This window comes from Pseudomonas nitroreducens TX1, from assembly GCF_000313755.1.
Taxonomy (GTDB): Bacteria; Pseudomonadota; Gammaproteobacteria; order Pseudomonadales; family Pseudomonadaceae; genus Pseudomonas; species Pseudomonas nitroreducens_A.
Window position 1 is genome coordinate 1 of the sequence record NZ_AMZB01000112.1, and the last position, 26,528, is coordinate 26,528.

Here is a 26,528-nt window from a genome sequence, read left to right on the forward strand (position 1 = left end):
CGGGGTAGACATAGAATCTCCTACGAAAGGCAAAATAAAAAGGCCGCCCGAAGGCGGCCTTTGTTGCAACGCGACGGGCAGATCAGTCCCCGTAGATATCGCTCTTGAAGTACTTGCCTTCGATTTCCTTGTACTTGCCGTTGGCGCGCAATGCATCGATAGCGGCGTTGAGCTGGCCGACCAGCTCGGTATTGCCCTTGCGCACCGCGATGCCGGCACCCTCGCCGAAGTATTTCGGGTCCTTGAATTCCGGCCCGATGAAGGCGAAGCCCTTGCCGCGCGGGGTATCCAGGAAGCCGATCTGCAGCGGGATGGAGTCGGCGAAGGTGCCATCCAGGCGGCCCGCCAGCAGGTCCAGATAGATCTCGTCCTGGCTGGTGTAGCGGACCACGTTGGCGCCAGCCTTGCCCAGTACCTCGGTGGCGAAGCGGTCGGCGGTGGAGCCGCGCTGCACGCCGATGTTCTTGCCCTTGAGCTGGCTGAACTGCTCGTCCAGCTGCGAGCCTTCCTTCATCACCAGGCGGCCAGGGGTGAAGTAGTACTTGTGGGTGAAGTCCACCGAGTGCTTGCGCTCTTCGGTGATGGTGATGGAGGACAGCGCGGCGTCGATCTTGCGCACCTTCAGCGAGGGGATCAGGCCGTCGTATTCCTGCTCGACCCACTGGCACTTGCGCTTCATCTCTTCGCACAGCGCGTTGCCGATGTCGTAGTCGAAGCCGGCGATACCGCCTTCCGGGGTCTTGAAGGCGAAGGGCGGATAGGCCGCCTCGATGCCGATGCGCAGCGGCTTGTCGTCGGCGTGGGAGAAGGTGGCGAAGGCGGCCAGCATCAGGCCGCCCAGCAGGGCTTTGCGATTCATCGATGAACTCCGTTATGTGGTCGCCGGGGCGAGCGCCGGCCGTTACGTCTTGGCAGTGAGTACGGCATGTCTTGTTCGTCCAGGGGCGCAACACTGGGGGTCGCAGCGGCATTGCCTTGCCCTGACCCAGGCGAACGACTTCTTGTTCTGGTCCGTCCACGCGCGAGCGCGCGTAAACTTAAAATCCAATCTGGACTAAAAAGTACACAACGTCAATCACCCCTGCGGTGCCCCGACCGTAGGGCGGATAACGCCTCAGGCGTTATCCGCCATCCACCGTTCATGGATACCCAGGAGGCGGATAAAGCGTTCCGCTGTATTCGCCCGACGGATGGAACCGCTCGACCTACGACAGCCCGGCGCCCCCCTTTGCTACCCCGCCGCTACTCCTTCGGAGGAATGTCGCGCACCGCGCTGGCGCCTTAGTCTGGAAACGTCCCGAAGCGATCCGAGGAGGACTCCAAACGATTCTTTCGCATGATGTACCGTAGCTTCCACGGTTTTACCTTTGGCAGATGCCCGAAGCCCCCGCGATACGCTCATGTCGCCGGGGCTTTTTTGTGTCTGTTTTCAGGGAGCGATGTGCTCTTCGTAGGAGCGAGCTTGCTTGCGAAGAATCTCAGGCCGTGAAGCCAAGGCGGTTCGCGAGCAAGCTCGCTCCTACAGAAGGGCATACGGTTGGCGCGCACCGAAGTGGCGGATAACGCTGCGCGTTATTCGCCCTACGGATTTAGTCAGGGACGCAAGGCACGCGGCGGGCATGTTGCCCGCCAAGGGAGGACTGTTTCAGCCGCCGCTGAGATTCATGAAGCGCAGCACCTGCACATCGCCAACGCTGAATTCGTGGCGCGCCGGCTTGCGCTGCAAGGCGCCGCGCAGGGCTTCGAGGATGGGTTCGTCGTGCAGCGGATGGCGGCGCAGCAGGCCACGCAGATCGAGGGAATGCTCATGGCCCAGGCACAGCAGCAGACGGCCTTCGGCGGTCAGGCGCAAGCGGTTGCAGGTGGCGCAGAAGTTGTGCGAGTGCGGCGAGATGAAGCCGATGCGAGTGCCCGGGTGCTGAGCCAGGCGCACGTAGCGCGCCGGCCCGCCGCTGTGCTCGGCACTGTCCAGCAGTTCGTGGTGCTCGGCGATCAGCGCGCGGACTTCGTCGCTGGAGCAGAAGCTTTCCTCGCGCTCGCGGCCGACCTGGCCCAGGGGCATTTCCTCGATGAAGCTGATATCCAGTCCGTGGGCGATCGCGTAGCCCACCAGCGCCGGCACCTCGTCGGCGTTGCGGCCTTTCATCACCACGCAGTTCAGCTTGATGCACTCGAAGCCGGCGTGCTGGGCGGCGTCGATGCCGCGCAGCACCTGCTCCAGCCGGCCGGTGCGGGTGATGGCAGCGAAGCGTTGCGCATCCAGGGTATCGAGGCTGATGTTCAGGCGGGTCAGGCCAGCGGCCTTTAGATCGCCAGCCAATCGGGTGAGCTGCGAACCGTTGCTGGTCATGCACAGTTCGCGCAGGCCGGGCAGCGCCGCGAGGCGTTCGCAGAGGTGGACGATGCCGGGCCGCACCAGCGGTTCGCCGCCGGTGAGGCGCAGCTTCTTCACGCCGCGCTCGACGAACAGACGCGCCACCCGCTCGATCTCTTCCAGGGTGAGCACCTGCTGGCGCGGCAGGAAGCGCATGTTCTCCGACATGCAGTAGACGCAGCGAAAGTCGCAGCGGTCGGTTACGGACAGGCGCAGGTAGTCGATCCTGCGGCCTTGGCCGTCGATCCAGTCGGACATCTGATCTCGCTCCATGGCAGATCGGCGTTGGGCGTTCCCTCTCCCCCCCCTCTCCCTGAAGGGAGAGGGAGCCGTACGTACCGGCTGATGCCATGGCTTCAGCCGGTACTGAACAGTCCCCTCTGCCTTCGGAGCAGGGCGCGTTGCCAGGGCTAGGGAGATGGGCTCTGGCTCTACTGCACCAGCGGCGACTCCGCTCCGTCGAAGACGAAGCCGTCGATCCGGGCTTCACCGGCCAGCACGCTGATGTACTGGCTGACGGCACGCTGCAGCACCTGGGCGCGCAGGTAGCCAGCGATGCGTGGATGCGCCTCGGCGAAGTCCAGCGGCTCGCCGCCATCACGCTCGAGCAGCTCGACCACGTGCAGGCCGTAGCGGCTTTCCAGCGGATGGCCAAGCAGGCCAGGGTGCTGTTGCAGCAGGCGTTTCTCGAACTCGGGGACGGTCTGCCCCGGTTCGATCCAGCCCAGGTCACCGCCGTCGTCTTTCGACGGGCAGTCGGAGAAGCGCATGGCTTTTTCGGCAAAGCGTTCGGGGTGCCCACGCAGTTCGGCGAGCAGTTCCTCGGCCTGTTCGCGGGCCTTGGCGCGGCCTTCCAGGTCGTCCGGCGCGCAGCCCAGCAGCACGTGGCGCAGACGCATGCGCCACGGCGAAGTCAGGCGGGCCGGGTTGGCTTCGTACCATTGGCGGCAGCTGGCCTCGTCGGCTTCGGGCACGCCGACTTCACGGTCGATCAGGGCGCGGATGCGCGCTTCTTCCGGGGCCTCGCCCGCTTCCGCGTCGGCCGCAAGGCCCAGAGCATCGGCACGCTGAACCAGCAGCTGGCGCACGACCAGCGCACGGCAGGCAGAGTACAGCGCCTCGGCGTGGCTGGCGGCAGGGTGGTATTGCAGCTCGCGGGCCAGTTCGTCCTCGGCGATGGCGACGCCGTTGACGGAGATGGCAGGCAGGTCGACGTGTTCGACCTTGGCTTCGTAGTGGGAGCAACTCATTTCGCTTACCTCCGGTAACCCTCTCCCCTGCCCTCTCCCTCAAAGGAGAGGGGGGAAGAGCTTCAGGTGGGGCGGACGGCGCGCCAGCGTCATCCGCCGCTTCATCACGCTGCGCGACGCTTGGTACGGACCACCTGGTAGCGGCGGCCGAAGTACCACACCGGGGCGCTGACGATGTGCACCAGGCGAGTGAAGGGGAACAGCACGAACAGGGTCAGGCCGAGGGTCACGTGCAGCTTGTAGACCAGCGATACCGGCGCGATGGCTTCGGCGGCGGCCAGCGGCTGGAAGGTGACAATGGACTGCGCCCAGTTGGCGAGCATGACCATCACCGAACCATCCAGGTGATGAGTCGATGCGACGATGGTGGACAGGCCGAGGATCAGTTGGACGTAGAGCACCAGCAGGATCATCAGGTCCGAGGCGTTGCCGGCGGCACGGACACGCTCATTGGTCAGGCGGCGCAGGATCAGGCCGGTCAGGCCGATGAAGCAGAGGATGCCGAAGAAGCCGCCGGAGACCATCGCCAGCAGTTGCTTCTGCTCGGTGCTGATCAGGTGCTCGTAGACCGAGTGCGGGGTCAGCAGGCCGACGAAGTGGCCGGCGAGGATGAACAGCACGCCCACATGGAACAGGTTGCTGTAGACGCGCATGCCCTTCTTGCTCAGCATCTGGCTGGAGCCGGCTTTCCAGGTGTATTGCGAGAGGTCGAAGCGCGCCCAGCTGCCGATCAGGCAGATGGCGAGCGCAACGTAGGGGTAGACCCCGAAGGCTAGAAGATCGAGGGACATGTTCAGACTCCTTCTCGGGCCGCCCGGTACTGCATCTGCGGCACCGGCTGGGCGACCCACTGCATGGGTTGTTCGGCGGCGGAGGAAATCCGCCGGGCGCTGGTGGACGGGCAACCGACGGCGGGCTCGGTAAAGCTCACCGGGGTTTCCTCCCAGGCCTTGTCGATGGCTTCCAGGCTGTCGTCGCGCACTTCCTGCTCGCGGTCGCGCTTGAGCGCGCCGAGGTCGGGTTGCTCGCCGGACAGTTCCAGCAGGCTGTGGAAGACCGCCGCGTAGCTGCTGCCGCGTTCTTCCAGGCGCAGGGCGATCAGCGCGAGGATATGCGCGACTTCGGCCAGGCCGACACGCGCCGACTCGGCGTCCTGCAGGGCGAGGAACTCCAGGTACAGGGGCAGGTAGTCCGGCAGCTCGTTGACGTCGATGACCAGGCCCGCCCGGGTGTAGCGGTCCATCAGGTCGACCATTGCCTGGCCACGGTCACGGCTTTCGCCGTGGACGTGTTCGAACAGCAGCAGCGAGACCGAGCGACCGCGCTCGAACAGCCCGTCGTAACGGGCCTGGACGTCGAGGATGTCGCCCTTGCACAGCTCGTTGAGCAGCGCGGCGAGGCCGTCGCGCTGCTTTTCCGGCAGGTCGCAGGTGCGGATCAGGGCATGCAGCGCCAGGCTTTCCTCGCGCAGCTCGACGCGCGGGTAGTCGAGCATCAGCGCACTGAGCTTGAGCAATTGGCTATGAGTGTCCATATCGATCACTCCTGTATCTGCACGGTCTGGATGACGTTGCGCTTGTCCACGGCCTTGCCGCCGAACAGGTTGACGCCTGAATTGCTGCCAGAGCTGCTGGAGCAACCGTTGCCGAAGCTGAAGCCGCAACCCGAACGCTCGGCGAAGGCATCCGACAGCGCCTCTTCACGGTGCGCAGTGGGGATGACGAAGCGGTCTTCGTAGTTGGCGATCGCCAGGTAGCGGTACATCTCTTCCACCTGGTTCACGGTCAGGCCGACCTTCTTCAGCACGTCCAGATCCTGCTTGCCTTCCACGTGCTCGGCACGCTTGTAGGCGCGCATGGCCAGCAGGCGCTTGAGGGCCAGCAACACCGGCGCGGTGTCGCCGGCGGTCAGCAGGTTGGCCAGGTACTGCACGGGAATGCGCAGCGACTCGACATCCGGGATCACCCCGTCGCTGCCGATGTGGCCTTCGGCGGCAGCGTTCTGGATCGGCGACAGCGGCGGCACGTACCAGACCATCGGCAGTGTGCGGTATTCCGGATGCAGCGGCAGGGCCAGCTTCCAGTCCATGGCCAGCTTGTACACCGGCGACTTCTGCGCGGACTCGATGACGCTGTCCGGTACGCCATCCTTGCGCGCCTGCTCGATCACTTTCGGGTCGAACGGGTCGAGGAAAATCTCCAGCTGCTTCTGGTACAGCTCGCGCTCGTTCTCGCAGGTGGCCACGTCGTGAATACGGTCGGCGTCATAGAGCAGCACGCCAAGGTAACGGATGCGGCCCACGCAGGTCTCCGAGCAGACGGTTGGCTGGCCGGCCTCGATGCGCGGATAGCAGAAGATGCACTTCTCGGATTTGCCGCTCTTCCAGTTGAAGTAGATCTTCTTGTACGGGCAGCCACTGATGCACATGCGCCAGCCGCGGCACTTGTCCTGGTCGATGAGGACGATGCCGTCTTCCTCGCGCTTGTAGATCGCGCCGCTCGGGCACGAGGCCACGCACGCCGGGTTCAGGCAGTGCTCGCACAGGCGCGGCAGGTACATCATGAAGGTGTTTTCGAACTGCCCGTAGATGTCCGCCTGGACCTGGTCGAAGTTGTTGTCCTTGCGGCGCTTGGCGAACTCGGTGCCGAGGATTTCCTCCCAGTTGGGGCCCCACTCGATCTTCTGCATGCGCTGGCCGGAGACCAGCGAGCGCGGACGGGCGACCGGCTGGTGCTGGGCCTTGGGCGCGGTGTGCAGGTGCTGGTAGTCGAAGTCGAAGGGCTCGTAGTAGTCATCGATTTCCGGCAGGTCGGGGTTGGCGAAGATGTTCGCCAGCACGCGGAACTTGCCGCCGATGCGCGGGACGATGGAGCCGTCGGCGTTACGCTTCCAGCCGCCCTTCCACTTCTCCTGGTTTTCCCACTCCTTCGGGTAACCGATGCCGGGCTTGGTTTCGACGTTGTTGAACCAGGCGTACTCGACGCCTTCGCGGCTGGTCCAGACGTTCTTGCAGGTGATGGAGCAGGTGTGGCAACCGATGCACTTGTCGAGGTTCAGCACCATGCCGACTTGCGAACGAATTTTCATGGCAGTAATCCTCAAATGTCCTGGGGCAGCGGTTGCGGCAGGGCGTCACCGCCCAGTCCGCCCTGCTCCGGCTCGTCGAGCCAGTCGACCTTGTTCATCTTGCGCACCACGACAAACTCGTCGCGGTTGCAGCCGACGGTGCCGTAGTAGTTGAAGCCCCACGCCTGCTGGGCGTAGCCGCCGATCATGTGGGTAGGCTTGAGGACCACGCGGGTCACCGAGTTGTGGTGGCCGCCACGGGTACCGGTGGTCTCGCTGCCCGGCAGGTTCACGATGCGTTCCTGGGCGTGGTACATCATCACCATGCCGTCCTTCACCCGCTGGCTGACCACGGCGCGGCAGGTCGCGGCGCCGTTGGCGTTGAAGACCTCGACCCAGTCGTTGTCCTCGATGCCGACGCTTCTCGCGTCGTTCTCGCTCATCCAGATGATCGGGCCACCGCGCGACAGGGTGAGCATCAGCAGGTTGTCGCTGTAGGTGGAGTGGATGCCCCACTTCTGGTGCGGGGTGATCCAGTTCAGGGTGATCTCGGCGTGGCCGTTGGGCTTCTTGTTGAACAGCTTGTCGGTGCTGCGGGTGTTGACCGGCGGCCGGTAGCTGACGAAGCCCTCGCCGAAGGCCTGCATCCAGGGGTGATCCTGGTAGAACTGCTGGCGACCGGTGAGGGTGCGCCACGGGATCATCTCGTGGACGTTGGTGTAACCGGCGTTGTAGCTCACGTGCTCATCTTCCAGGCCCGACCAGGTGGGGCTGGAGATGATCTTGCGCGGCTGCGCCTGGACGTCGCGGAAGCGGATCTTCTCTTCTTCCTTGGGCAGCGCCAGGTGGGTGTGGTCGCGGCCGGTGAATTTCGACAGCGCCTCCCAGGCCTTCACGGCGACCTGGCCGTTGGTTTCCGGCGCCAGGGCGAGGATCACCTCGGCGGCGTCGATGGCGCTCTCGATGCGTGGGCGGCCGAAGCTAGTGCCAGGCTCGGTGACCTTGTGGTTCAGCTCGCCGAGCAGCTTGATTTCCTTGTCGGTGTTCCAGCCGATGCCCTTGCCGCCGTTGCCGAGCTTGTCCAGCAGCGGGCCGAGAGACGTGAACTTCTTGTAGGTGTTGGGATAGTCACGCTCGACCACATGCAGGGTCGGCAGGGTCCGGCCGGGAACCGGTTCGCACTCACCCTTCTTCCAGTCGCTGCCGCCGAAGGGCTGCGCAAGTTCGTTGGCGGTGTCGTGCAGCAGCGGCACGGTAACCAGGTCCTTCTCCACACCCAGGTGGCCGACGGAAACCTCGGAGAACTTCCTGGCGATGGCCTTGTAGATTTCCCAGTCGCTTTTCGCTTCCCACGCTGGATCGGTGGCGGCGGACAGCGGGTGGATGAAGGGGTGCATGTCGGAAGTGTTGAGGTCGTCCTTCTCGTACCAGGTCGCGGTCGGCAGGACGATGTCCGAGTACATGCAGGTGGAGGACATGCGGAAGTCCAGGGTGGTGACCAGGTCCAGCTTGCCTTCGGCGCCTTCGTCGACCCAGTCGACTTCGCCCGGGCACGGCCCGCCGGCCTTGCCGAGGTCGTCGTTCATCACGCCGTTCTTCGCGCCCAGCAGGTACTTGAGCATGTACTCGTGGCCCTTGCCCGAGGAGCCGAGCAGGTTGGAGCGCCAGATGAACATGTTGCGCGGGAAGTTCTGCGGATCGTCCGGCTGCTCGCTGGCCACACGCAGGTTGCCGGCCTTGAGCTCGCGGACCACGTAGTCCTGCACCGGCATGCCGGCGCGCTCGGCGTCGGCGGCGATGTGCAGCGGGTTGCGGTTGAGCTGCGGTGCGGACGGCAGCCAGCCCATGCGCTCGGCGCGGATGTTGTAGTCCAGCGCGTGCTCGGGGAACTGCCTGGTATCGGCCAGCGGCGAGAGGACCTCGTGCATCGAGATCTTCTCGTGGCGCCACTGCGAGCTGTGCAGGTAGAAGAAGCTGGTGCCGTTCATCTGCCGCGGCGGACGGCTCCAGTCGGTGCCGAAGGCCAGCGGAACCCAGCCGGTCTGCGGGCGAAGCTTCTCCTGGCCCACATAGTGCGCCCAGCCGCCACCACTCTGGCCGATACAGCCGCACATCATCAGCATGTTGATGACCGCGCGGTAGTTCATGTCCATGTGGTACCAGTGGTTCATCGCCGCGCCGATGATGACCATGGCCTTGCCGTGGGTCTTGTCGGCGCTGTCGGCGAACTCGCGGGCCACCTGGATCGCGCGCGCAGCCGGCACGCCGGTGATGCGGGCCTGCCAGGCCGGGGTGTAGGGCACGTCGGCGTCGGTATAGGACGCGGCGACGTTGCGGCCACCCAGGCCACGGTCGACGCTGTAGTTGGCCATCTGCAGGTCATACACGGTGGCGACGCGCAGGGTCTTGCCGTCGGCGCCGACGATCTCGCGGAAGGGCACGCGGCGCACCAGCACCTCGTCGTTGTCCACGCCCTTGAAGTGCGGGTGTTCCTGCCCTGCGAAGTACGGGAAGCCGACGTCGCAGGCGTTTTCCGGGCCGTCGATCAGGGTCAGGGCCAGGCGGGTTTCACGCTTCTCGCCGCCCTCGGTTTCCTCGATGTTCCACTTGCCCGACTCGCCCCAGCGGTAGCCGATGGCGCCGGTGGGCGAGACCAGCTCGCCGGAGATTTCGTCCAGGCCGATGGTCTTCCACTCGGGGTTGTTGTCCTGGCCGAGGTTGTTCGCCAGGTCCGCCGCGCGCAGGTAGCGGGTCGGCTTGAGCACGCCGCCTTCGTGCGGCTCCAGCAGCACCAGCATCGGCATGTCGGTGTACTGGCGGCAGTAGTCGACGAAGTACGCGCTGGGTTTCTCGAGGTGGAATTCCTTGAGGATGACGTGCCCAAAAGCCATGCCCAGCGCGGCGTCGGTGCCCTGCTTGGGGTTGAGCCAGAGGTCGGTGAGCTTGGCCACCTCGGAATAGTCCGGGGTGACGGCCACGGTCTTGGTGCCCTTGTAGCGGACTTCGGTGAAGAAGTGCGCGTCGGGGGTACGGGTCTGCGGGACGTTGGAGCCCCAGGCGATGATGTAGCTGGAGTTGTACCAGTCGGCCGATTCCGGCACGTCGGTCTGCTCGCCCCAGATTTGCGGGCTGGCCGGCGGCAGGTCGCAGTACCAGTCGTAGAAGGACAGGCAAACACCGCCGATCAGCGACAGGTAGCGGGCGCCAGCCGCGTAGCTGACCATCGACATCGCCGGGATCGGCGAGAAGCCGATCACGCGGTCCGGGCCGTAGGTCTTGGCGGTGTAGACGTTGGCGGCGGCGATGATCTCGGTGACTTCGTTCCAGCTCGAACGGATGAAGCCGCCCAGGCCGCGCTCGCTCTTGTAGCTCTTCGCCGTGGAAGAGTCCTCGACGATGCTGGCCCAGGCGTCCACCGGATCGTTGTGGGCGGCGCGGGCCTCGCGCCAGAGCTTGAGCAGCGGCTTGCGCACCTTGGGGTATTTCAGGCGGTTGGCGCTGTACATGTACCAGGAGTAGCTGGCGCCACGGGGGCAGCCGCGCGGCTCGTGGTTGGGCAGGTCCGGGCGGGTGCGCGGGTAGTCAGTCTGCTGGGTTTCCCAGGTGATCAGGCCGTTCTTCACATAGATCTTCCAGGAGCACGAGCCGGTGCAGTTCACCCCGTGGGTGGAGCGAACGATCTTGTCGTGCTGCCAGCGCTGCCGGTAACTGTTTTCCCAGGCACGGCTTTCGTTGGTGACCTCGCCGTGACCATCGGCGAATTCACCCTGCTTCTTCTTGAAGAATTGCAGGCGGTCGAGCAGGTAACTCATCGGTATCTCCTCACCCGGTCTGCGCCGGGCGTTCAAACTCAAATCAGGTGGAGCGGATTCTTTTCGGCGGATGGGTAGAGCTCATCCGCCCTACGCCAAGTCGCGATCCGTAGGGCGCATAACGCGCAGCGTTATCCGCCGAAGGGGTCAACAAGGGCTCTCGGCTCCCTTGCGCGCGTACCACCACCAGGTGGCGACGATGCAGGTCAGGTAGTAGGCGACGAAGACGTAGAGGGCGCCCTCGGCGCTGCCGGTCATGGCCAGCGAGGTGCCGAACGCCTTGGGAATGAAGAAGCCGCCGAAGGCGCCGATGGCGGCGGAGAAGCCGATCACCGCGGCGGACTCCATGCTCGCGCCCTTGGCGGCCTGGGCTTCGCTGAAGCCGCCCTTTTTCAGGCGTGCGGCCCACTCGTTGCGGAAGATCACCGGGATCATGCGGAAGGTGCTGCCGTTGCCGATGCCGGCGAAGAAGAACAGCGCGATGAAGGAACCGAGGAAGCCGAAGAAGCTGCCGGCGCCGTTCGCGCCCGGCAGGAAGCTGATCACCGCGAACACGCCGGAGATCATCGCCGCGTAGTTCCACAGGGTGATGCGCGCGCCGCCGAACTTGTCCGCCAGCCAGCCGCCCAGCGGCCGGCTGAGGGCGCCTACCAGCGGGCCGAGGAAGGCGTACTGCAGCGGGTTGATGTCCGGGAACTGGGTCTTGCTGAGCATGGCGAAGCCAGCGGAGAAGCCGATGAACGAGCCGAAGGTGGCCACGTACAGCCAGCACATCAGCCAGTTGTGCTTGCGCTTGAAGATCACCGACTGCTCGCGGAACGAGGCCTTGGCATCGGCGATATCGTTCATGCCGAACCAGGCGGCCACCGAGACTGCGGCGATGAAGGGCACCCAGATCCAGCCGGCGTTCTGCAGCCACAGGCGAGTGCCGTCGGACAGGGTTTCCGGCTCGCCGCCAAAGGCGCCGAACAGACCGCCGGCCACGGCCAGCGGTACGGCGAACTGCATCACCGAGACGCCCAGATTACCCAGGCCGGCGTTCAGGCCCAGGGCGGTACCCTGCTGATTCTTCGGGTAGAAGAAGCTGATGTTGGACATGCTGGAGGCGAAGTTGCCACCGCCAAAACCACACAGCAGGGCGATGGTCGCGAACACCCAGTACGGCGTGGTCGGGTCCTGCACGGCGAAGCCCAGCCAGATGCACGGAATCAGCATCGAGGCCGTGGACAGTGCCGTCCAACGCCGGCCGCCAAAGATCGGCACCATGAAGGAATAGAAGATCCGCAGGGTCGCACCGGAGATCGACGGCAGCGCGGCAAGCAGGAACAACTGATCGTTGCTGAAGCTGAAGCCGGCGGCGTTCAGGCGAACGGTGACGGTGCTCCAGATCATCCACACGGCGAAGGCGAGCAGCAGCGCAGGGATGGAAATCCACAGGTTGCGCGCGGCGATGCGCTTGCCGGTGCGGGCCCAGAACTCCGGGTCTTCCGGGCGCCAGTCGACCAGCAGCGGTCCTCTGGCGGCTTTGAGTTGGGGATTGGCGATCATGCCCATGACGGCATTACCTCAGGATTGACGGGAAAGAGTGGGATCGGCGTCGACGTCGGCCGCGCGGGCCTGGCCGTCGAGGCGTTGCTGCTGCTTGATCGCGTAGTGCATCCAGACCATGCAGATCACGGTGAGGCCGAACAGCAACATGAAGCAGGAGGAGCGCACGCCGATGTGGTCGGCGGCGTAGCCGAACAGGATCGGCAGGCAGAAGCCGCCAAGGCCGCCGATGACCCCGACCATGCCGCCGACGGTGCCCATGTTCTGCGGGTAGTAGTCGTGGATGATCCGGTACACGCTGGCCTTGCCGAAGCCCTGGGCGATGCCCACGACGAACACCAGGAAGGTGAACAGCCAGACGTTCAGGCCGATGCCGAGGCTGACGTCGCCCTTGATGCCGTGGATGGTCATGGTGGTCGGCGGGTAGGACAGGAAGAACAGGCAGACCAGGCAGATCCAGAACACGCCCCAGTTCACCGCCCGAGCGCCGTAGTGGTCGCTGAACCAGCCGCCCAGGGCGCGGATCAGGCCCGACGGCAGGGTGAACAGCATGGTGATGAAGGACGCGGTGCGCAGGTCCAGGCCGTATTCGGCGATGTAGTACTTGGGCAGCCACAGGGCCAGGGCAACGAAGCCGCCGAAGACGAAGAAGTAGTACAGGCCGAAGCGCCACACGCGCAGCTCGCCCAGCGGCGCCAGCTGCTTGGCCAGGGTCGGCCGTGGGCGGCTCGGGTCGGCGTCGCCGCCCTTGGCGTGGGCCGGGTCGGTCCAGGTGCAGAACCAGAACAGCAGCGCGGTCACCAGCATGGCCACCGAGTAGATCTGCGGGACCATGCGCCAGCCGAAGGCGACCACGATCATCGGCGCCACCAGGTTGGTGATCGCCGCGCCCGCATTGCCGGCGCCGAAGATGCCCATGGCAGTGCCCTGGCGTTCCTTCTCGAACCACGAGGAGGTGTAGGCGATGCCCACCGCAAAGGAGCCGCCGGCCAGGCCGACGAACAGGCCCAGCACCAGGTAGTGCCAGTAGAGCGTGGCGAAGGCCAGGCCGTAGATCGGGATGGCCACCAGCAGCATGTGGATGAAGAACACGATGCGCCCGCCGAAGCGGTCGGTGATCAGCCCCAGCGGCAGGCGCACCAGCGAACCGGTAAGGATCGGCAGCGCCACCATCAGGCCGAACTGGGCTTCGGACAGCCCCAGTTCCTCCTTGATGCGGATACCGATGATCGAAAACATCGTCCAGACCGCGAAGTTCACGGCGAACGCCAGTGTGCTCATACCGAGCACGGAGTACTGTTTCTGACGGTGGGACAACATGGCTAAGCTCACTTCCTGACAGCCTTTGCCCGCACGTTAGGTAAGGACTAGTCGCCTTCTCTTGATCGTCATCAATGAGCGAAAGGGCGATTCATGAGCAGATGCGCGCCGCTACCTCCTAGTGGGTATCCCCGATATGAATGCTTAACTTATTGTTTTAAAAGGCATTTACTATGAATACGGCACACACTGCCGAGCCTTCCGGCAACGACCGATTCTTTGTGGGTAGTCCCCCCGCTGGACGCCCCTCCCTGCGCAAATCCATCGTCGTGCGCTTCGGCTGCTACCTCACCCTGCTGGTCTCCCTGGCATTGGCCGGCATGTTCAGCGCACTGCTGTTCGCCGACTACTCGCACCAGGACGCGGCGGTGATCAACCAGGCCGGCTCGTTGCGGATGCTCACCTACCGCCTGGCGCTGGATCCCTCGCCGATCAACCGCCATGCCCTGCAGTCAACCCTCGCCGCACGCCTGGACAACGATGAAATCACCCGCCTGCTGCGCCGCTCCAACGCCGACGCGCCGATCCGCCTGCAGCACGACCAGTTGCGCAAGGAACTGCGGAGCCTCGATCTCTCCGAAGCGCCAGCCCTGGCCACCCTCGACACCTTCGTCGGGCATATCGACGGCTTTGTCGGCACGCTACAGCGCAACGCCGAATACCGTTCGCAACTGCTCAGCACGGTGCAGGGCCTGTGCCTGTTTCTCAGTCTGCTGGTGGTATTCATCAGTCTCTACGACCTGAGCTACCACGTCGTCGGCCCGCTGCGCGAGCTCACCACCACGGCCCGCCGCCTGGGCGAGGGTGACCTCGACGCCAGGGTCAGCAGCAGCGGCGAGGACGAGTTGAGCCAACTGGGCGAACGCTTCAACCAGATGGCCGAAGAGCTGCAGGCCAGCTATCGCGAGCTGGAAGCACGGGTAGAAGACAAGACCCGCGATCTTTCCAACAGTCACCAGCGCCTGGAGCTGCTCTATGACAGCGCCCGCCGCCTGGGCCAGGATCCGTACGACGAACGCTCGCTGCAGCCGCTGCTCAACCAGCTCGAACGCGTGCTGCAGGCCGGCAAGGTAACGCTGTGCCTGAACAAGGACGGGGTCGAGCGCGCCTACTCCTCCCTGACCACCGACGGCATCACCGGGAGCTTCTGCCTGCAGGGCAATTGCGGCGAGTGCCGCGCCCAGGCCGATCACTGCAACAACCCGATCCGCGGCATCAACCCGCTGCTGATGCAGCCGCTGTCCATCGGCGAACATCGCTTCGGCGAGCTGTTCATCGAGACTCCCGACGGCCATCTGGAAGACTGGCAGCAGCAGTTCGTCGAGGGCTTCTGCGACAACATCGCGCGCACCTTCGCCCTGTCCCTGCAGCAGGAACAGGAGAACCGCCTCGCGCTGTTCGCCGAGCGCAGCACCATCGCCCGCGAGCTTCACGACTCGCTGGCGCAGTCGCTGTCCTACCTGAAGATCCAGGTCAGCCGCCTGGCCACCCTGCTCAAGCGCGACGTGCCGGTGGAGAAGATCGACGAGACCCTCGACGAACTGCGCGAGGGCCTCAACAGCGCCTACCGCCAGCTGCGCGAACTGCTCACCACCTTCCGCCTGAGCCTTGAGCAATCCAGCCTTGAAGCGGCCCTGGTGAAGACCGTGGAAGAGTTCGGCGAACGCGGCGGCCTCGCCATCGAGCTGGACAATCGCCTGGCACACATTCCGCTCAACCCCAACGAGGAAATCCACATCCTGCAGATTGTCCGCGAAGCCCTGTCCAACGTGGTACGGCATGCTCAGGCGCAGCACGCGACAGTCACCCTGTTCGAGGATGCCGAGGACCAGGTGTGCATCACCGTGGACGATGACGGCGTCGGCTTTGACCCAGCGCAGAGCCGCAATGGGCACTACGGGCTTAGCATCATGCGTGAGCGCAGCCAGACCCTGGAGGCCACCTTCGCCATCGCCCCGCGCGAACCGCAGGGCACTCGGGTCAGCGTGCGCTTCACCCACAAACCCCTGTCGCAGTATCCGGAGAACCACCCATGACGGCCGCCCCCACCGATGACCGCGCGCGCATCCTGCTCGTCGACGACCACCCGATGATGCGCAAGGGCGTGGTCCAGCTGCTGGAATTCGAGGACGACCTGGATGTGGTGGGCGAAGCCGGCAGTGGCGAGGAAGCGCTGCGCATGGCCGCGGAGCTGGAACCGGACATGATCCTGCTCGACCTCAACATGAAGGGCATGACCGGCCTCGACACCCTGCGCGCGATGCGCGAGAACGGCGAGGACGCGCGCATCGTGGTGTTCACCGTCTCCGATGACCGCAACGACGTGATCAACGTGCTGCGCGCCGGCGCCGACGGCTACCTGCTAAAGGACATGGAGCCCGAGCGCCTGCTGGAGCACATCCGCCAGGCCGCCACCGGCCAGCTCACCATCAGCCCGCAGCTGACCCAGGTGCTGGCCCAGGCCCTGCGCGGCGACGACCGCCCCAAGGGCATCGAGGAGCTCACCGACCGCGAGCGGCAGATCCTCCGCCAACTCGCCCACGGCTACAGCAACAAGATGATCGCGCGCAAACTCGACATCACCGAAGGCACCGTGAAGGTCCACGTGAAGCGAGTGCTGCACAAGCTGGGCATGCGCTCACGCGTCGAAGCGGCGGTGTGGGCGGTGGAGAACCATCTGGTCTGACCTCGACGCCAAACGCAATTTGCAGGGCGCATAACGCCAACGGCGTTATCCGCCATCGGGTCTGAAGGCGGATAAAGCGTTCCGCTTTATCCGCCCTACCTAACTGTCCGCTCGCCGACTTGATTCAGATCATGTCGCGCCAGCCCATGGCGGCAGGACACTGCGGGACTCACCCAGGAGGTCCCCATGCCGCCCTCGCCGCACCTGCCCCTCGTCTATTCCTGCTCCGGCTGCTCCAACCTCGCACAGTTGGCCAATGACCTCGCCCTGCGCCTGGACCGCGACGGCCTGGCGGAAATGTCCTGCATCGCCGGCGTGGGCGGCGACGTACCGGCGCTGGTGAAGAAGGCCTGCTCAGGTCGGCGAATCATCGCCGTGGACGGCTGCCACCTGCACTGCGTGCAGAACTGCCTGGCACGCCATGGGGTGAAGGCCGAGCACGAAATCACCCTCACCGAATACGGCCTGAAGAAACGCTACGGCCAGGACGCGCCGGTACAGGACTTCGAGATGCTCTACGAGGAACTGCAGTTCCTCGTGCGCACCCCGGCCTGAGCCGCCACCGCGCAGGACGAAAGAACAGACGCCCATCCTCCGAAACGCCGCTCAGGCGTTCTCCTGCACCACCCGGCTCGCGCGGCGCATAGCGTTCCACAGCCAGGCCGGCAGGCTGTCCGGGTCGAGGCTGTCGATCAGGTTCTTCACCGCCAGGCCCAGCTCGGTGTCGCCCTCGATCACCAGGCGACGTCGGAAGAACAGCGTATCCGGGTCTTCCTGCCGGCCCGCCAGCAGCAGGAAGTCGCGCCAGCTGCCGCGGATGGTCACGCTGGGCGCGCAGGCATCGGCGAAACGCAGGCCGTCACGGCCACGCGTGAGGCTCCAGGCGAGCCCCAGATCGCTCACCTGCAGACGCAGCCAGTGGCCGTCGAGGATGTCGAAAGCACCGTCCGCCAAGGGCTCGGCGAACAGGCGGTTGGCGGCACGCTGGAGCACCGCTCGCTGCACGCCGGAGGGGACGCGCGCGGCCAGCGGCAGCAGGCGGTCGGCGGCGCGCAGGGCGCCGGATTCGAGTGTCAGCACAGGTTCACCTCATCGCTGCGCAGCATGCCCGGCCGGCCATGCCAGTATCCATTGCAACCCTCCACCGCCAGCGGCGGCGTGGCACCCTTGCGCACGCGGTCGAAGGCCTGCACGACGTCCACCATGCCTTCGGCACGCGGGCTCAGGCGCAGCAGGTCGGCGCCGCAATCACGCAGCGAGGCATAGTCCGCCAGCAGGTTGCTGGCCTCGCCGGACATCGTCTGGATGCCGTTGAGCGTGAACAGCGGCATGCCTTCCTGGCTCAGCATCGGCATGCCTTCGGGGTAGTTCAGGCAGCAGAACTGGCAGTCATCCTTGGGACGGTTCTCCGCCCGCGCGGTGAAGCAGCGCGCCGAGTAGGCCAACGGCAGGTGGCCGTAGGCGAACACTTCGGTTTCCACATCGTGGATGCCCAGCCTGCGGACCTGTTCGATCACCGCGTGGATCTGCTCGCCCGAGCACTCCACCGGCGGCACCCAGCGACGCAGCCCGGCGCCATGCAGCTCCGCCAGGGTGTAGCCGTTGTAGACGTTGAGCGCGGGGCCGCCGACGAACTCGACGCCCAGACTGGAAAGTATCTGCACCGCGCCCATGTCGCTCGCCTCGACCTGCAACTCGCCGTTGGCGCAGAGGCGACGCAGTGACGACAGCTCGGACGCCGCCTCGATCAACGCCAGGCCCGAGATGAATATCTGCGCCCCACTCTGCTGCTGCAGCTCGCGCCCCAGGCCCAACCAGTTGTCCAGCGACATGGCGCGGCGTTTGGAGCAGACGGTTTCGCCGATGTAGATGGCATCCAGCGGCTGTTCGGCCATCTGCGCATAAAAATCCAGGAGTGTCCGGCGGTCCCAGTAGAACAGCACCGGTCCCAGGCTGAGTTTCATCATGAGGTCCTCACTGCCAGGAACGATGGTAGGCGCCCAGGGTGGTCTGGTGGCCTTCGGAAAGCTTGTCCAGGGCGTCCTGCCACTGCGTCAGGGCGCGGTAGTTCTCGGGGGCGCGCTGCCACGCATCCAGCGCCTGGCGCCAGACGCGGGTAACCTGCTCGACATAGGCCGGGCTGCGTTGCCGACCCTCGATCTTCACCGCTGCGACGCCGATTTCCGCCAGCTGCGGAATCAGGTCGATGGTGTTCAGGCTGGTGGGTTCTTCCAGGGCATGGAAGCGTTCGCCGTTGACCACGAAGCGGCCCTTGCACAGGGTCGGGTAGCCCGCCGGCTCATCCGGCGCATAGCGGTCGATCAGCACGTCATTGAGTCGCGAGGTCAGGCCTTCGGGCTCCTCGCTCCAGCGCACCGCCTTGGCCGGCGAACAGACGCCGCAGAGATTCGGCGACTCGCCGGTGACATAGGACGACAGGTGGCAGCGTCCCTCGGCCATGATGCACAGGCTGCCGAAGGCGAAGACTTCGATGGGCACTGGGCTGTTCGCTGCCACCTGGCGCACCTGTGCCAGCGACAGCACGCGCGGCAGCACGGCGCGGCGGATGCCATAGCGCTCGTGGTAGAACGCCAGCGCCGCCACATTGGTGGCCGAGCCCTGCACCGAGAGATGCAGCGCGAGGTTCGGGTGGCGCCTGGCGGCGTAGCCGAGCACCGCACAGTCAGCGGCGATCAGTGCATCCACGCCCAGGTCCGCGGCGTGGTCCACCGCGCGTTGCCAGCGGGCCCAGCCGTCCGCGCCGGGATAGGTGTTGACCGCCACGTACATCTGCTTGCCGGCGCTGTGGATAAGTTCCACGCCCTGGCGTAGCTGGCGGTCATCGAGGTTGAGGCCGGCGAAGTGCCGGGCGTTGGTGTCATCGCGAAAGCCGACGTAGATCGCGTCGGCGCCTTCGCGCAGGGCCGATTTCAAGGCGGGCAGACTTCCCGCCGGGCAGACCAGTTGCATGCTTCCCCCGGGCAGTGCGGAGGCCGCCGGCCCCCGCCGGCAGCCGGGAACGGCGTCAGGCGCCGAGTTCGCTGAAAGACAGGAAGGGCAGCGGCTCACCGGCGTACACAGTGCGCCCGGCCTCCACCACCGCCAGGCCATCGGCCCAGCTCGCCGCGCGCAGCATGGCCGAACCCTGCTGCGGGTGCAGGCAGATGCGTGCGACGCCATCGCCGCCGAGCTCCAGGCGCGCACGCAGATACTGGCGCCGCGAGTTGGCCTTGGGCCAGTCGAAGCCCGCCGGTAACGTGACCGGCAGGGTATCGACCACGCTACGTCCCTGGGCACGCCAGAGGAACGGTCGCGCCACCACCAGTGCCGTGACCAGTGCGGCAGCCGGATTCCCCGGCAGGCCGATCCACGGTTTGCCGGCGATGCTGCCGAATGCCAGCGGCTTGCCCGGCTGCATCTTCAGCTTCCACAGGTGCAGTTCGCCCAGCTCGCGGATCGCCTGCTTGAGGTAGTCGCGGTCGCCCACCGATACCCCGCCGCTGGTGATCAGCACATCCCATTCGGACGCGGCGAGGCTCAGCGCATCCCGGCTGGCTGCCAGGGTGTCGGCGAGCACACCGTAGTCGTGCACCTCGATGCCCCAGCCGCGCAGCAGCGCGCCGACGCTGAAGCGGTTGGCGTTGTAGATCTGCCCTGGGGCAAGCGACTCGCCGGGCTCACGCAGCTCGTCGCCGCTGCTCAGCAGGCAGACGCGCAGCGGACGATGGACGCTGACGCGGTCCAGGCCGACGCTGGCCATCAGGCCGAGGTCCTGGGCCCGCAGTTTCTTTCCGGCACTCAGCAAGGCGTCGCCTTCACACAGTTCTTCGCCGCGACGGCGAACATGGCTGCCGTGCTCGACCAGGGGTACCTGCAGCCAGTCGCCTTCGACCTCGCAATCTTCCTGGGCGATCACGCTGTCCGCTCCCGGCGGCAAAGGCGCGCCGGTAAAGATGCGCATGGCCTGTCCGGGCTGCAGCTCGGCCCGGGCAGCATCGCCGGCAGCAATGCAGCCGGCGATTTTCAGCCGTGCGCCAGCCGGTCCCATGTCGGCGCTGCGCAGGGCGTAGCCGTCCATCGCGCTGTTGTCCCACAGCGGCAGGTCGATGGGTGAGTGGATGTCCTCGGCGAGAATGCGGCCCAGGGCGCTTTCCAGGTCGACACGCACGGTGGGCGGCGGCAAGGGAACGAACGCCATCAGCGCGGCGATGGCCTCGTCCACCGGGCGCAGCCCGGTGCCGGAACAGCCGCAGGCGCTCATGAGCGCGTACCGCAGGCCAGCACCGGGCGCTCGGGCAGGCGCTTGAGATGGGGGACGAAATTGCAGGGTTTGGTGCGGCTGTCGAGCTGCTGCAAGAGAATCTTTTCCCAGGCGGTCAGGCAGGCGCCGGTGGAACCGGGCAGGCAACAGATCAGCGTGCCGTTGGTGATGCCGGCGATGGCGCGGGACTGGATCGTGGAGGTGCCGATGTCCTCGCGGGAAATCTGCCGGAACAGCTCGCCGAAGCCGTCCACGGTGCGCTCGAGCAGAGGTGCGACGGCTTGCGGGGTGTTGTCGCGGGCGGTGAAGCCGGTACCGCCGGTGATCAGGCCGACCTGGACCTTGGGGTCGGCGATCCAGGCCGAAACCACGGCGCGGATCTGGTAGATGTCGTCGATCACCAGCTGGCGTTCGGCAAGGGCATGTCCGGCGCGTTGCAGCGAGGTCACCAGGGCCTGGCCGGAGGTGTCGTTGTGCAGGCTGCGGGTATCGCTGACGGTGAGGACAGCGATCTCCAGCGGCTGGAAGTCCGGGGTGCTGAGATGGCTCATGAGGGGCTCTCCGATGCGGAGCAAAAAGGGCTGGCGCCAGCCTGCGCCCCTTCCTCCCTACAGCCCATTCCTCCTAGGAGGTACTGCCCCGGCGCGTGCGGGGCATCGCCATCAGCGCGGGCTCAGCGCTCCCAGCGGTCGGCGGCAGCCTGGTCGCTGCAACGGCCCTCGACCCAGCGCGGGCCGTCGGTGGTGTCTTCCTTCTTCCAGAACGGCGCGCGGGTCTTCAGGTAGTCCATGACGAAGTTGCAGGCATCGAAGGCCGCCTGGCGGTGCGCACTGGCGGCGCCGACGAAGACGATCGGCTCGCCCGGCTCCAGGCGGCCGATGCGGTGGAGGATTTCCAGGCGCAACAGCGGCCAGCGCTCGTTGGCCTCGGCCTCGATCTTCGCCAGCGCCTTCTCGGTCATGCCGGCGTAGTGCTCGAGGAACATGCCCCCCACTTCGCGGCCGTCGTTGAAATCACGCACGTAGCCGACGAAGCCGACCACCGCACCGACGCCGACGTTGGCGGCATGCATCGCGTTGAGTTCGGCGCCCGGATCGAACGCCGCCAGCTGGACGCGGATCGCCATGGGCTCAGCCTCCGGTCACGGTGGGGAAGAACGCCACCTCGTCGCCGTCGGCGAGGGGCTCGTCCAGGGAGCACAGCTCCTGGTTGCGCGCGCACATCAGGTTCTGCTCGCCGAGCACGTCCCAGGCTCCGCCGCGCTCGAGCAGCAGGCGCCGCAGGTCGTCCAGGCTGCCCAGGGACTGGCTCCAGTTCAGTTGCTCGCCATCCAGGCCGAGGGCCTCACGGTAGCGGGCGAAGTACTGCACGCGGATCATGGGGTGTCTCCTGCTGCGCCTTGTGCAGCGACGTAGTGCCCGCTCTTGCCGCCGAGCTTCTCCAGCAGGCGCACGCCCTCGATGGTCATGCCGCGGTCCACGGCCTTGCACATGTCATAGATGGTCAGCGCGGCGACGCTGGCGGCGGTCAGCGCTTCCATCTCCACGCCGGTCTGCCCGGCCAGCTTGCAGCGGGCGACGATGTGCACGGTGTCTTCACCCTCGGCGTTCAACTCGACCTTGACGCTGGTGAGCAGCAGCGGGTGGCACAGCGGGATCAGTTCGTGGGTCTTCTTCGCCGCCTGGATGCCGGCGATGCGCGCCACGGCGAACACGTCGCCCTTGGGGTGGCCGCCGTCCTGGATCAGTTGCAGGGTGGCCGGGAGCATGCGCACCCGGGCTTCGGCCACGGCCTCACGGGACGTCACCGCTTTTTCGGTGACATCGACCATGTTGGCGCGGCCCTGGGAATCGAGATGGGTCAGCACGGCTGGGAACTCTCCGGTGGATCAGGGGAAACAGTGTACTCCCCATGGGCGCGGCCGGCGGACCGGCGAACGGCGCGTTGGGGGGAGGATTGTATACAAGAAGAGGTAGAAGCGGGATGGCCGGGAGCCGGGACGGGTTCGCGGGTAAGGCATCCAGCTGGCTGCTCGGTTGCAAATACGGCCCAGCGGTCCCCTCCACCGCTTGCGGGGGAGGGTTAGGGAGGGGGAACGGAATCGGCCCCAACGCCGAGGTGTGGGCGAACCCCCGCCGCCCTCTCCCCAGCCCTCTCCCTGAAGGGAGAGGGGGTCGTCCGGAGTGGGGAGGTTGAATTGGTAGAAGCCGGTTGCCCGATGACGCTTACATGTGGGCTTCGGCGAATTCCGCCAGCACCGAGCGCGGCACCCCTTGCAGGGTCACGTGCACGCCGTGGGGGAAGTCCTTGAAGCGTTCGGTCAGGTAGGTCAGGCCGGAGCTGGTGGCCGACAGGTAGGGGGTATCGATCTGCGCCAGGTTGCCCAGGCAGACCACCTTCGAACCGTTGCCCGCGCGGGTGATGATGGTCTTCATCTGGTGCGGGGTGAGGTTCTGGCATTCGTCGATCAGGATCAGGCTCTGCTGGAAGCTGCGGCCGCGGATGTAGTTCAGCGACTTGAACTGCAGCGGCACCTTGCTGAGGATGTAGTCGACGCTGCCATGGGTGCATTCATCGTCCGAATGCAGCGCTTCGAGGTTGTCGGTGATCGCGCCGAGCCAGGGCTCCATCTTCTCGGCTTCGGTGCCGGGCAGGAAGCCGATGTCCTCGTCCAGGCCCTGCACGCTGCGGGTGGCGATGATGCGCTTGTAGCGCTTGGTGACCATGGTCTGCTCGATGGCGGCGGCCAGGGCGAGGATGGTCTTGCCCGAGCCGGCAGCGCCGGACAGGTTGACCAGGTGGATGTCCGGGTCCAGCAGTGCATACAGCGCCAGCGACTGATACACATCGCGCGGGCGCAGGCCCCAGGCTTCCTGGTGCAGCAGCGGTTCCTGGTGCAGGTCGAGGATGGTCAGCTCGTCCTGATCGATGCCCTTGATCCAGCCGACGAAGCCTTGCTCATCGACGATGAACTCGTTGATGTGCACCGCCGGCAGGTTGTCGGTGAGTTGCACGCGGTGCCAGGTGCGACCGCGGTCCTGGCGAGTCTCCACCTTGCTGACGCGATCCCAGAACGACCCGCTGAGCGAGTGGTAGCCACGCGACAGCAGGTTGATGTCGTCGACCAGTTGGTCAGTGTGGTAGTCCTCCGCGAATACCCCACAGGCACGCGCCTTCAGGCGCATGTTGATGTCTTTTGTCACCAGCACCACGCGCTTGCTGCTATGGCGACTCTTCAGCTCCACCAGTTGGTTGATGATCTTGTTGTCGTTGAGGTGTTCGGGCAGCCAGGTGATCGGCTCGGCGCGCTTGCTCATGAGGATCGACAGGCTGCCGCACGGCCCGCTCTTGCCGCGCTGGATGGGCACGCCATCCTCTACCTGCTCGGGCGAGGCTTCGCCCAGCACCGAATCGATCAGGCGGATCGCCTGGCGGCATTCCGCGGCCACGGTGTGTTTGCCGGTCTTGAGCTTGTCCAGTTCCTCCAGCACCGTCATCGGGATCGCGACGTGGTGCTCCTGGAAGTTCAGCAAGGCGTTGGGATCGTGGATCAGGACGTTGGTGTCGAGGACGTACAGGGTGGGCTGGGTGGGGCGGGAGCGTCCGTGGTCATCCATACGCAGGTCACCTCTTGTAGGAGCGTTACGACGGAATGCCTTTACAGCGCTCCGCCGTGCGGTGAGCCACCGGCTCTCGGGCTCCTGGGATCGGCAGGATTCGAGAGCACTGCATACAAGGGACTGGCCGGGCCGGGGCCGCCACCTGTCTGCAGGGTTCGGCGGTCTACGACTCCAGAAATACAGGAAAAAACATGACGATAAAAAGTCTTTTTCCTTCCTAAGAAGGTTTTTTTCGTCGTACGACGAAATACCTTGGCGACGGCCTCGGACAGCGCTAGTTTTAGGGGTCACACCTACCGCTGCAGCATCTCCTTTTTTCCGCGAATCAGCCCCTCAGCCCACCGAAGAAGGCCTGTGCGTTGCGCTCCAGCGTCGCCAGGTGATAACCGCCTTCCTGCACGATGACCTGCGGTAAACCCAGGGCTGCTACCTCGCGACCAAGCCGGGCGAAGCCTTCGGTCGTCACCGCCACCTTGGACTGCGGGTCCTCCTTATAGATGTCGAAACCCAGGGACAACACCAGCGCCTGTGCGCCGAACTCACGCACAGCCCGCAGCGCCTTGCCGACCTGGACGAAAAAGTCCTGCTCGCTGGCGCCATGGGCCATCGGAAGGTTGAGATTGAACCCTTCGCCGCTGCCTTCGCCGCGCTCGTCGTCGAAGCCGGCAACCACGGGGTAGAAGTTGGTCGGATCGCCGTGTACCGAGACATAGAGAACATCGTCGCGGCCGTAGAAGATTTCCTGGATACCCTGGCCGTGGTGCATATCAGTATCAAGGATGGCGACCTTGCCGAAACGCGCGCGTAGCTCGGAGGCGGCGATAGCGGCGTTGTTCAGGTAGCAGAAGCCGCCGGCGCCCTCCTCCCGCGCATGGTGTCCCGGAGGGCGGCACAGGGCATAGGCCGCCGGGGCGCCATCACGCACCGCCCGTGCTGCCGCCACCGCGCTCTGCGCCGACCAGTAGGCCGCGCGCCAGGTGTGCTCGCCCACCGGGCAACTGCCGTCGGCGAGGTAACGCGCCGCCTGGGCGAGTATTCCACGCAGCGGATTACCCTCGCGGATGAACACGTTGGACATCACCTCGTCGCCCCAGTCCTCCGGCACCTCGTGCCAGCGCTCGTAGGCGTGTTCGAGAAACTCCAGGTACGCTGCGCTGTGTGCGCCCAACAGCGGCTCGCGACCAGCATCCTGCGGTGCGGCGAGCGGAAAGCCCAGCGCGCGCACGGCGGCCAGCAGGTGCTCGGCGCGCTGCGGCACCTCCTGTGGGGTGCGCATCTGGCCGCGGGAGAAGTAGCTGCGCGGGATGTGAAGCAACTGGTCGGGATGGAAGAAGGTCTGCATCGGTGTCTCCTTCAGTCGATCCGGCCGGCGCGGGCCAGCACGGCATTGAGCAGTACGTCGGCGCCCTGGGTCGCCTGTTCGGGAATCACGTCCTCGGCCTCGTTGTGGCTCAGGCCGCCGACGCAGGGGATGAACACCATGGCGGTCGGGCACATACGCGCCAGGTGGATAGCGTCGTGACCGGCGCCGCTGACGATATCCTGGTGCGAGTAGCCCAGCGTCCGCACGGCCTCGCGCACATGCCCCACGCAGTCGGCGTCGAAGGGTGTGGCCGGGCTGATCCAGTGCAGGCCGATCTCCAGCGCCAGTCCGCGGCGCACGGCGATGGCGTCGAGCAACGCGCGAACCTCCTGCTCCATGGCGGCAATCACATCGTCACGGTGGTGGCGCAGGTCGATGGTGAAGTCCAGCAGACCGGCAATGGTGTTGCGCGAGGACTTGGCAATTTCCAGCTGGCCGACGGTCACCAGCCCGTGGGGCGCAAAGCGCTGGGCCAACGCCTCGAGGGCCTGGATCATCTCGGCAGCGCCGAACAGAGCATCATGGCGCAGCGGCATCGGCGTGGTGCCGGCGTGGGCGGCCTGGCCGCTGACGCGAACGTCCAGCCAGCGAATCGACTGGCCCCCGGTGACCACGCCGACGTCGACGCCATTGTCCTCGAGGATCGGCCCCTGCTCGATGTGCGCCTCGAAATAAGAATCCAGGCGCCGGCCCAGCGGCAGATCGCCCCGCCAGCCAAGCTTCTGCAGCGCTTCGCCGACACTCACGCCCTCGGCATCCCGAGAGGCCAGCGCGGCCTCCAGCGGCATGGTGCCGGTGAAGGCGGCCGAGCCGAGCATGGCCGGGGTAAAGCGCGCGCCCTCCTCGTTGATCCAGACCGCGACTTCCAGCGGACGGCGACTACGAATACCGCGGTCGTTCAGGCTGCGCAGCACCTCCAGCCCGGCCAGCACACCGTAGACGCCGTCGAAACGGCCGCCCTCCGGCTGGGTGTCGAGGTGGCTGCCCATCACCACCGGCTCGAGGCTGTCGTCTTCACCCGCGCGGCGGGCGAAGAGGTTGCCCACTGGGTCGCGGCGCAGGCTCAGGCCGGCATCGCGGCACCAGCCTTCGAACAGCTCACGGCCGGCCCGATCCTCTTCGCTCAGCGCCAGCCGCCGCGAGCCACCACGGGCGGTGGCGCCGACCTTGGCCATGTCCATCAGGCTTGCCCACAGGCGGGCTCCATCGATCTTCAGCATTGCAGTCT

At 65.8% G+C, this 26,528-nt stretch carries 23 protein-coding genes; 3 read left to right on the forward strand and 20 right to left on the reverse strand.

Annotated features, from left to right (window positions below; translation table 11 throughout):
* Positions 1–82: 82 nt before the first annotated feature.
* The 9 genes from C167_RS0114530 to C167_RS0114570 all read right to left on the reverse strand — a co-directional run bounded on the left by C167_RS0114530 (position 83) and on the right by C167_RS0114570 (position 13,370).
* Complete coding sequence (locus tag C167_RS0114530; protein WP_017519000.1) at positions 83–859, reverse strand: ABC transporter substrate-binding protein; 777 nt, start codon at positions 857–859, stop codon at positions 83–85.
* A 786-nt stretch (positions 860–1,645) separates the two neighbouring features.
* Entirely contained in the window at positions 1,646–2,632 is a 987-nt protein-coding gene (moaA, locus tag C167_RS0114535; RefSeq protein ID WP_017519001.1) for a GTP 3',8-cyclase MoaA, read from the reverse strand.
* A 173-nt stretch (positions 2,633–2,805) separates the two neighbouring features.
* Entirely contained in the window at positions 2,806–3,624 is an 819-nt protein-coding gene (locus C167_RS0114540; protein WP_017519002.1) for a peptidylprolyl isomerase, read from the reverse strand.
* A 104-nt stretch (positions 3,625–3,728) separates the two neighbouring features.
* Complete coding sequence (gene narI / locus C167_RS0114545) at positions 3,729–4,415, reverse strand: respiratory nitrate reductase subunit gamma (RefSeq protein WP_017519003.1); 687 nt, start codon at positions 4,413–4,415, stop codon at positions 3,729–3,731.
* 2 nt (positions 4,416–4,417) lie between these two features.
* A complete protein-coding gene (gene narJ, locus C167_RS0114550; RefSeq protein WP_017519004.1) occupies positions 4,418–5,158 on the reverse strand; it encodes a nitrate reductase molybdenum cofactor assembly chaperone in 741 nt (246 codons plus the stop codon).
* Between the two features lie 5 nt (positions 5,159–5,163).
* Entirely contained in the window at positions 5,164–6,711 is a 1,548-nt protein-coding gene (gene narH, locus C167_RS0114555) for a nitrate reductase subunit beta (protein ID WP_017519005.1), read from the reverse strand.
* Positions 6,712–6,722: 11 nt separating this feature from the next.
* Complete coding sequence (locus C167_RS0114560; protein WP_017519006.1) at positions 6,723–10,502, reverse strand: nitrate reductase subunit alpha; 3,780 nt, start codon at positions 10,500–10,502, stop codon at positions 6,723–6,725.
* 147 nt (positions 10,503–10,649) lie between these two features.
* Entirely contained in the window at positions 10,650–12,056 is a 1,407-nt protein-coding gene (locus C167_RS0114565; protein WP_017519007.1) for a NarK family nitrate/nitrite MFS transporter, read from the reverse strand.
* A gap of 12 nt (positions 12,057–12,068) precedes the next feature.
* Positions 12,069–13,370, reverse strand: coding sequence for a nitrate/nitrite transporter (locus C167_RS0114570; protein ID WP_017519008.1), 1,302 nt, complete (start codon positions 13,368–13,370; stop codon positions 12,069–12,071).
* 173 nt (positions 13,371–13,543) lie between these two features.
* Here C167_RS0114570 and C167_RS0114575 point away from each other — a divergent pair, with 173 nt between their 5' ends.
* The 3 genes from C167_RS0114575 (at position 13,544) to C167_RS0114585 (ending at position 16,611) form a co-directional block, all read left to right on the forward strand.
* On the forward strand, positions 13,544–15,406 hold the full coding sequence (locus tag C167_RS0114575; RefSeq protein WP_026079052.1) for a histidine kinase: 1,863 nt from the start codon (positions 13,544–13,546) through the stop codon (positions 15,404–15,406).
* On the forward strand, positions 15,403–16,056 hold the full coding sequence (narL, locus tag C167_RS0114580; RefSeq protein WP_017519010.1) for a two-component system response regulator NarL: 654 nt from the start codon (positions 15,403–15,405) through the stop codon (positions 16,054–16,056). The genes C167_RS0114575 and narL overlap by 4 nt, the downstream gene beginning before the upstream one ends.
* Positions 16,057–16,242: 186 nt before the next feature.
* Positions 16,243–16,611, forward strand: a complete 369-nt coding sequence (locus C167_RS0114585; RefSeq protein WP_017519011.1) for a putative zinc-binding protein — start codon at positions 16,243–16,245, stop codon at positions 16,609–16,611.
* Between the two features lie 51 nt (positions 16,612–16,662).
* Here C167_RS0114585 and ubiT read toward each other — a convergent pair whose 3' ends face one another.
* From ubiT to C167_RS0114640, 11 genes are all read right to left on the reverse strand, one after another.
* On the reverse strand, positions 16,663–17,136 hold the full coding sequence (ubiT, locus tag C167_RS0114590; protein WP_017519012.1) for a ubiquinone anaerobic biosynthesis accessory factor UbiT: 474 nt from the start codon (positions 17,134–17,136) through the stop codon (positions 16,663–16,665).
* Positions 17,130–18,020 carry a U32 family peptidase gene (locus tag C167_RS0114595; RefSeq protein WP_017519013.1) on the reverse strand — a complete coding sequence of 297 codons (891 nt, stop codon included), beginning with the start codon at positions 18,018–18,020 and terminating at the stop codon, positions 17,130–17,132. Before C167_RS0114595 ends, ubiT begins: the two co-directional genes overlap by 7 nt.
* A 10-nt stretch (positions 18,021–18,030) precedes the next feature.
* Positions 18,031–19,026, reverse strand: coding sequence for a ubiquinone anaerobic biosynthesis protein UbiU (gene ubiU, locus C167_RS0114600; RefSeq protein WP_026079053.1), 996 nt, complete (start codon positions 19,024–19,026; stop codon positions 18,031–18,033).
* A gap of 55 nt (positions 19,027–19,081) precedes the next feature.
* Positions 19,082–20,317, reverse strand: coding sequence for a gephyrin-like molybdotransferase Glp (gene glp / locus C167_RS0114605; RefSeq protein ID WP_017519015.1), 1,236 nt, complete (start codon positions 20,315–20,317; stop codon positions 19,082–19,084).
* Positions 20,314–20,868 carry a molybdenum cofactor biosynthesis protein B gene (gene moaB, locus C167_RS0114610; RefSeq protein ID WP_017519016.1) on the reverse strand — a complete coding sequence of 185 codons (555 nt, stop codon included), beginning with the start codon at positions 20,866–20,868 and terminating at the stop codon, positions 20,314–20,316. Before moaB ends, glp begins: the two co-directional genes overlap by 4 nt.
* A gap of 122 nt (positions 20,869–20,990) precedes the next feature.
* Positions 20,991–21,443: a molybdopterin synthase catalytic subunit MoaE gene (moaE, locus tag C167_RS0114615; RefSeq protein ID WP_017519017.1), complete on the reverse strand. Its 453-nt coding sequence runs from the start codon at positions 21,441–21,443 to the stop codon at positions 20,991–20,993.
* A gap of 4 nt (positions 21,444–21,447) precedes the next feature.
* Positions 21,448–21,696 carry a MoaD/ThiS family protein gene (locus tag C167_RS0114620; protein ID WP_017519018.1) on the reverse strand — a complete coding sequence of 83 codons (249 nt, stop codon included), beginning with the start codon at positions 21,694–21,696 and terminating at the stop codon, positions 21,448–21,450.
* Entirely contained in the window at positions 21,693–22,184 is a 492-nt protein-coding gene (gene moaC, locus C167_RS0114625) for a cyclic pyranopterin monophosphate synthase MoaC (protein ID WP_017519019.1), read from the reverse strand. The genes C167_RS0114620 and moaC overlap by 4 nt, the downstream gene beginning before the upstream one ends.
* 358 nt (positions 22,185–22,542) lie before the next feature.
* A complete protein-coding gene (locus C167_RS0114630) occupies positions 22,543–23,934 on the reverse strand; it encodes a PhoH family protein (RefSeq protein ID WP_017519020.1) in 1,392 nt (463 codons plus the stop codon).
* Positions 23,935–24,262: 328 nt separating this feature from the next.
* A complete protein-coding gene (locus C167_RS0114635; protein WP_017519021.1) occupies positions 24,263–25,279 on the reverse strand; it encodes a histone deacetylase family protein in 1,017 nt (338 codons plus the stop codon).
* A gap of 11 nt (positions 25,280–25,290) precedes the next feature.
* Positions 25,291–26,520, reverse strand: coding sequence for a Zn-dependent hydrolase (locus C167_RS0114640; protein WP_017519022.1), 1,230 nt, complete (start codon positions 26,518–26,520; stop codon positions 25,291–25,293).
* Positions 26,521–26,528 lie beyond the last annotated feature (8 nt).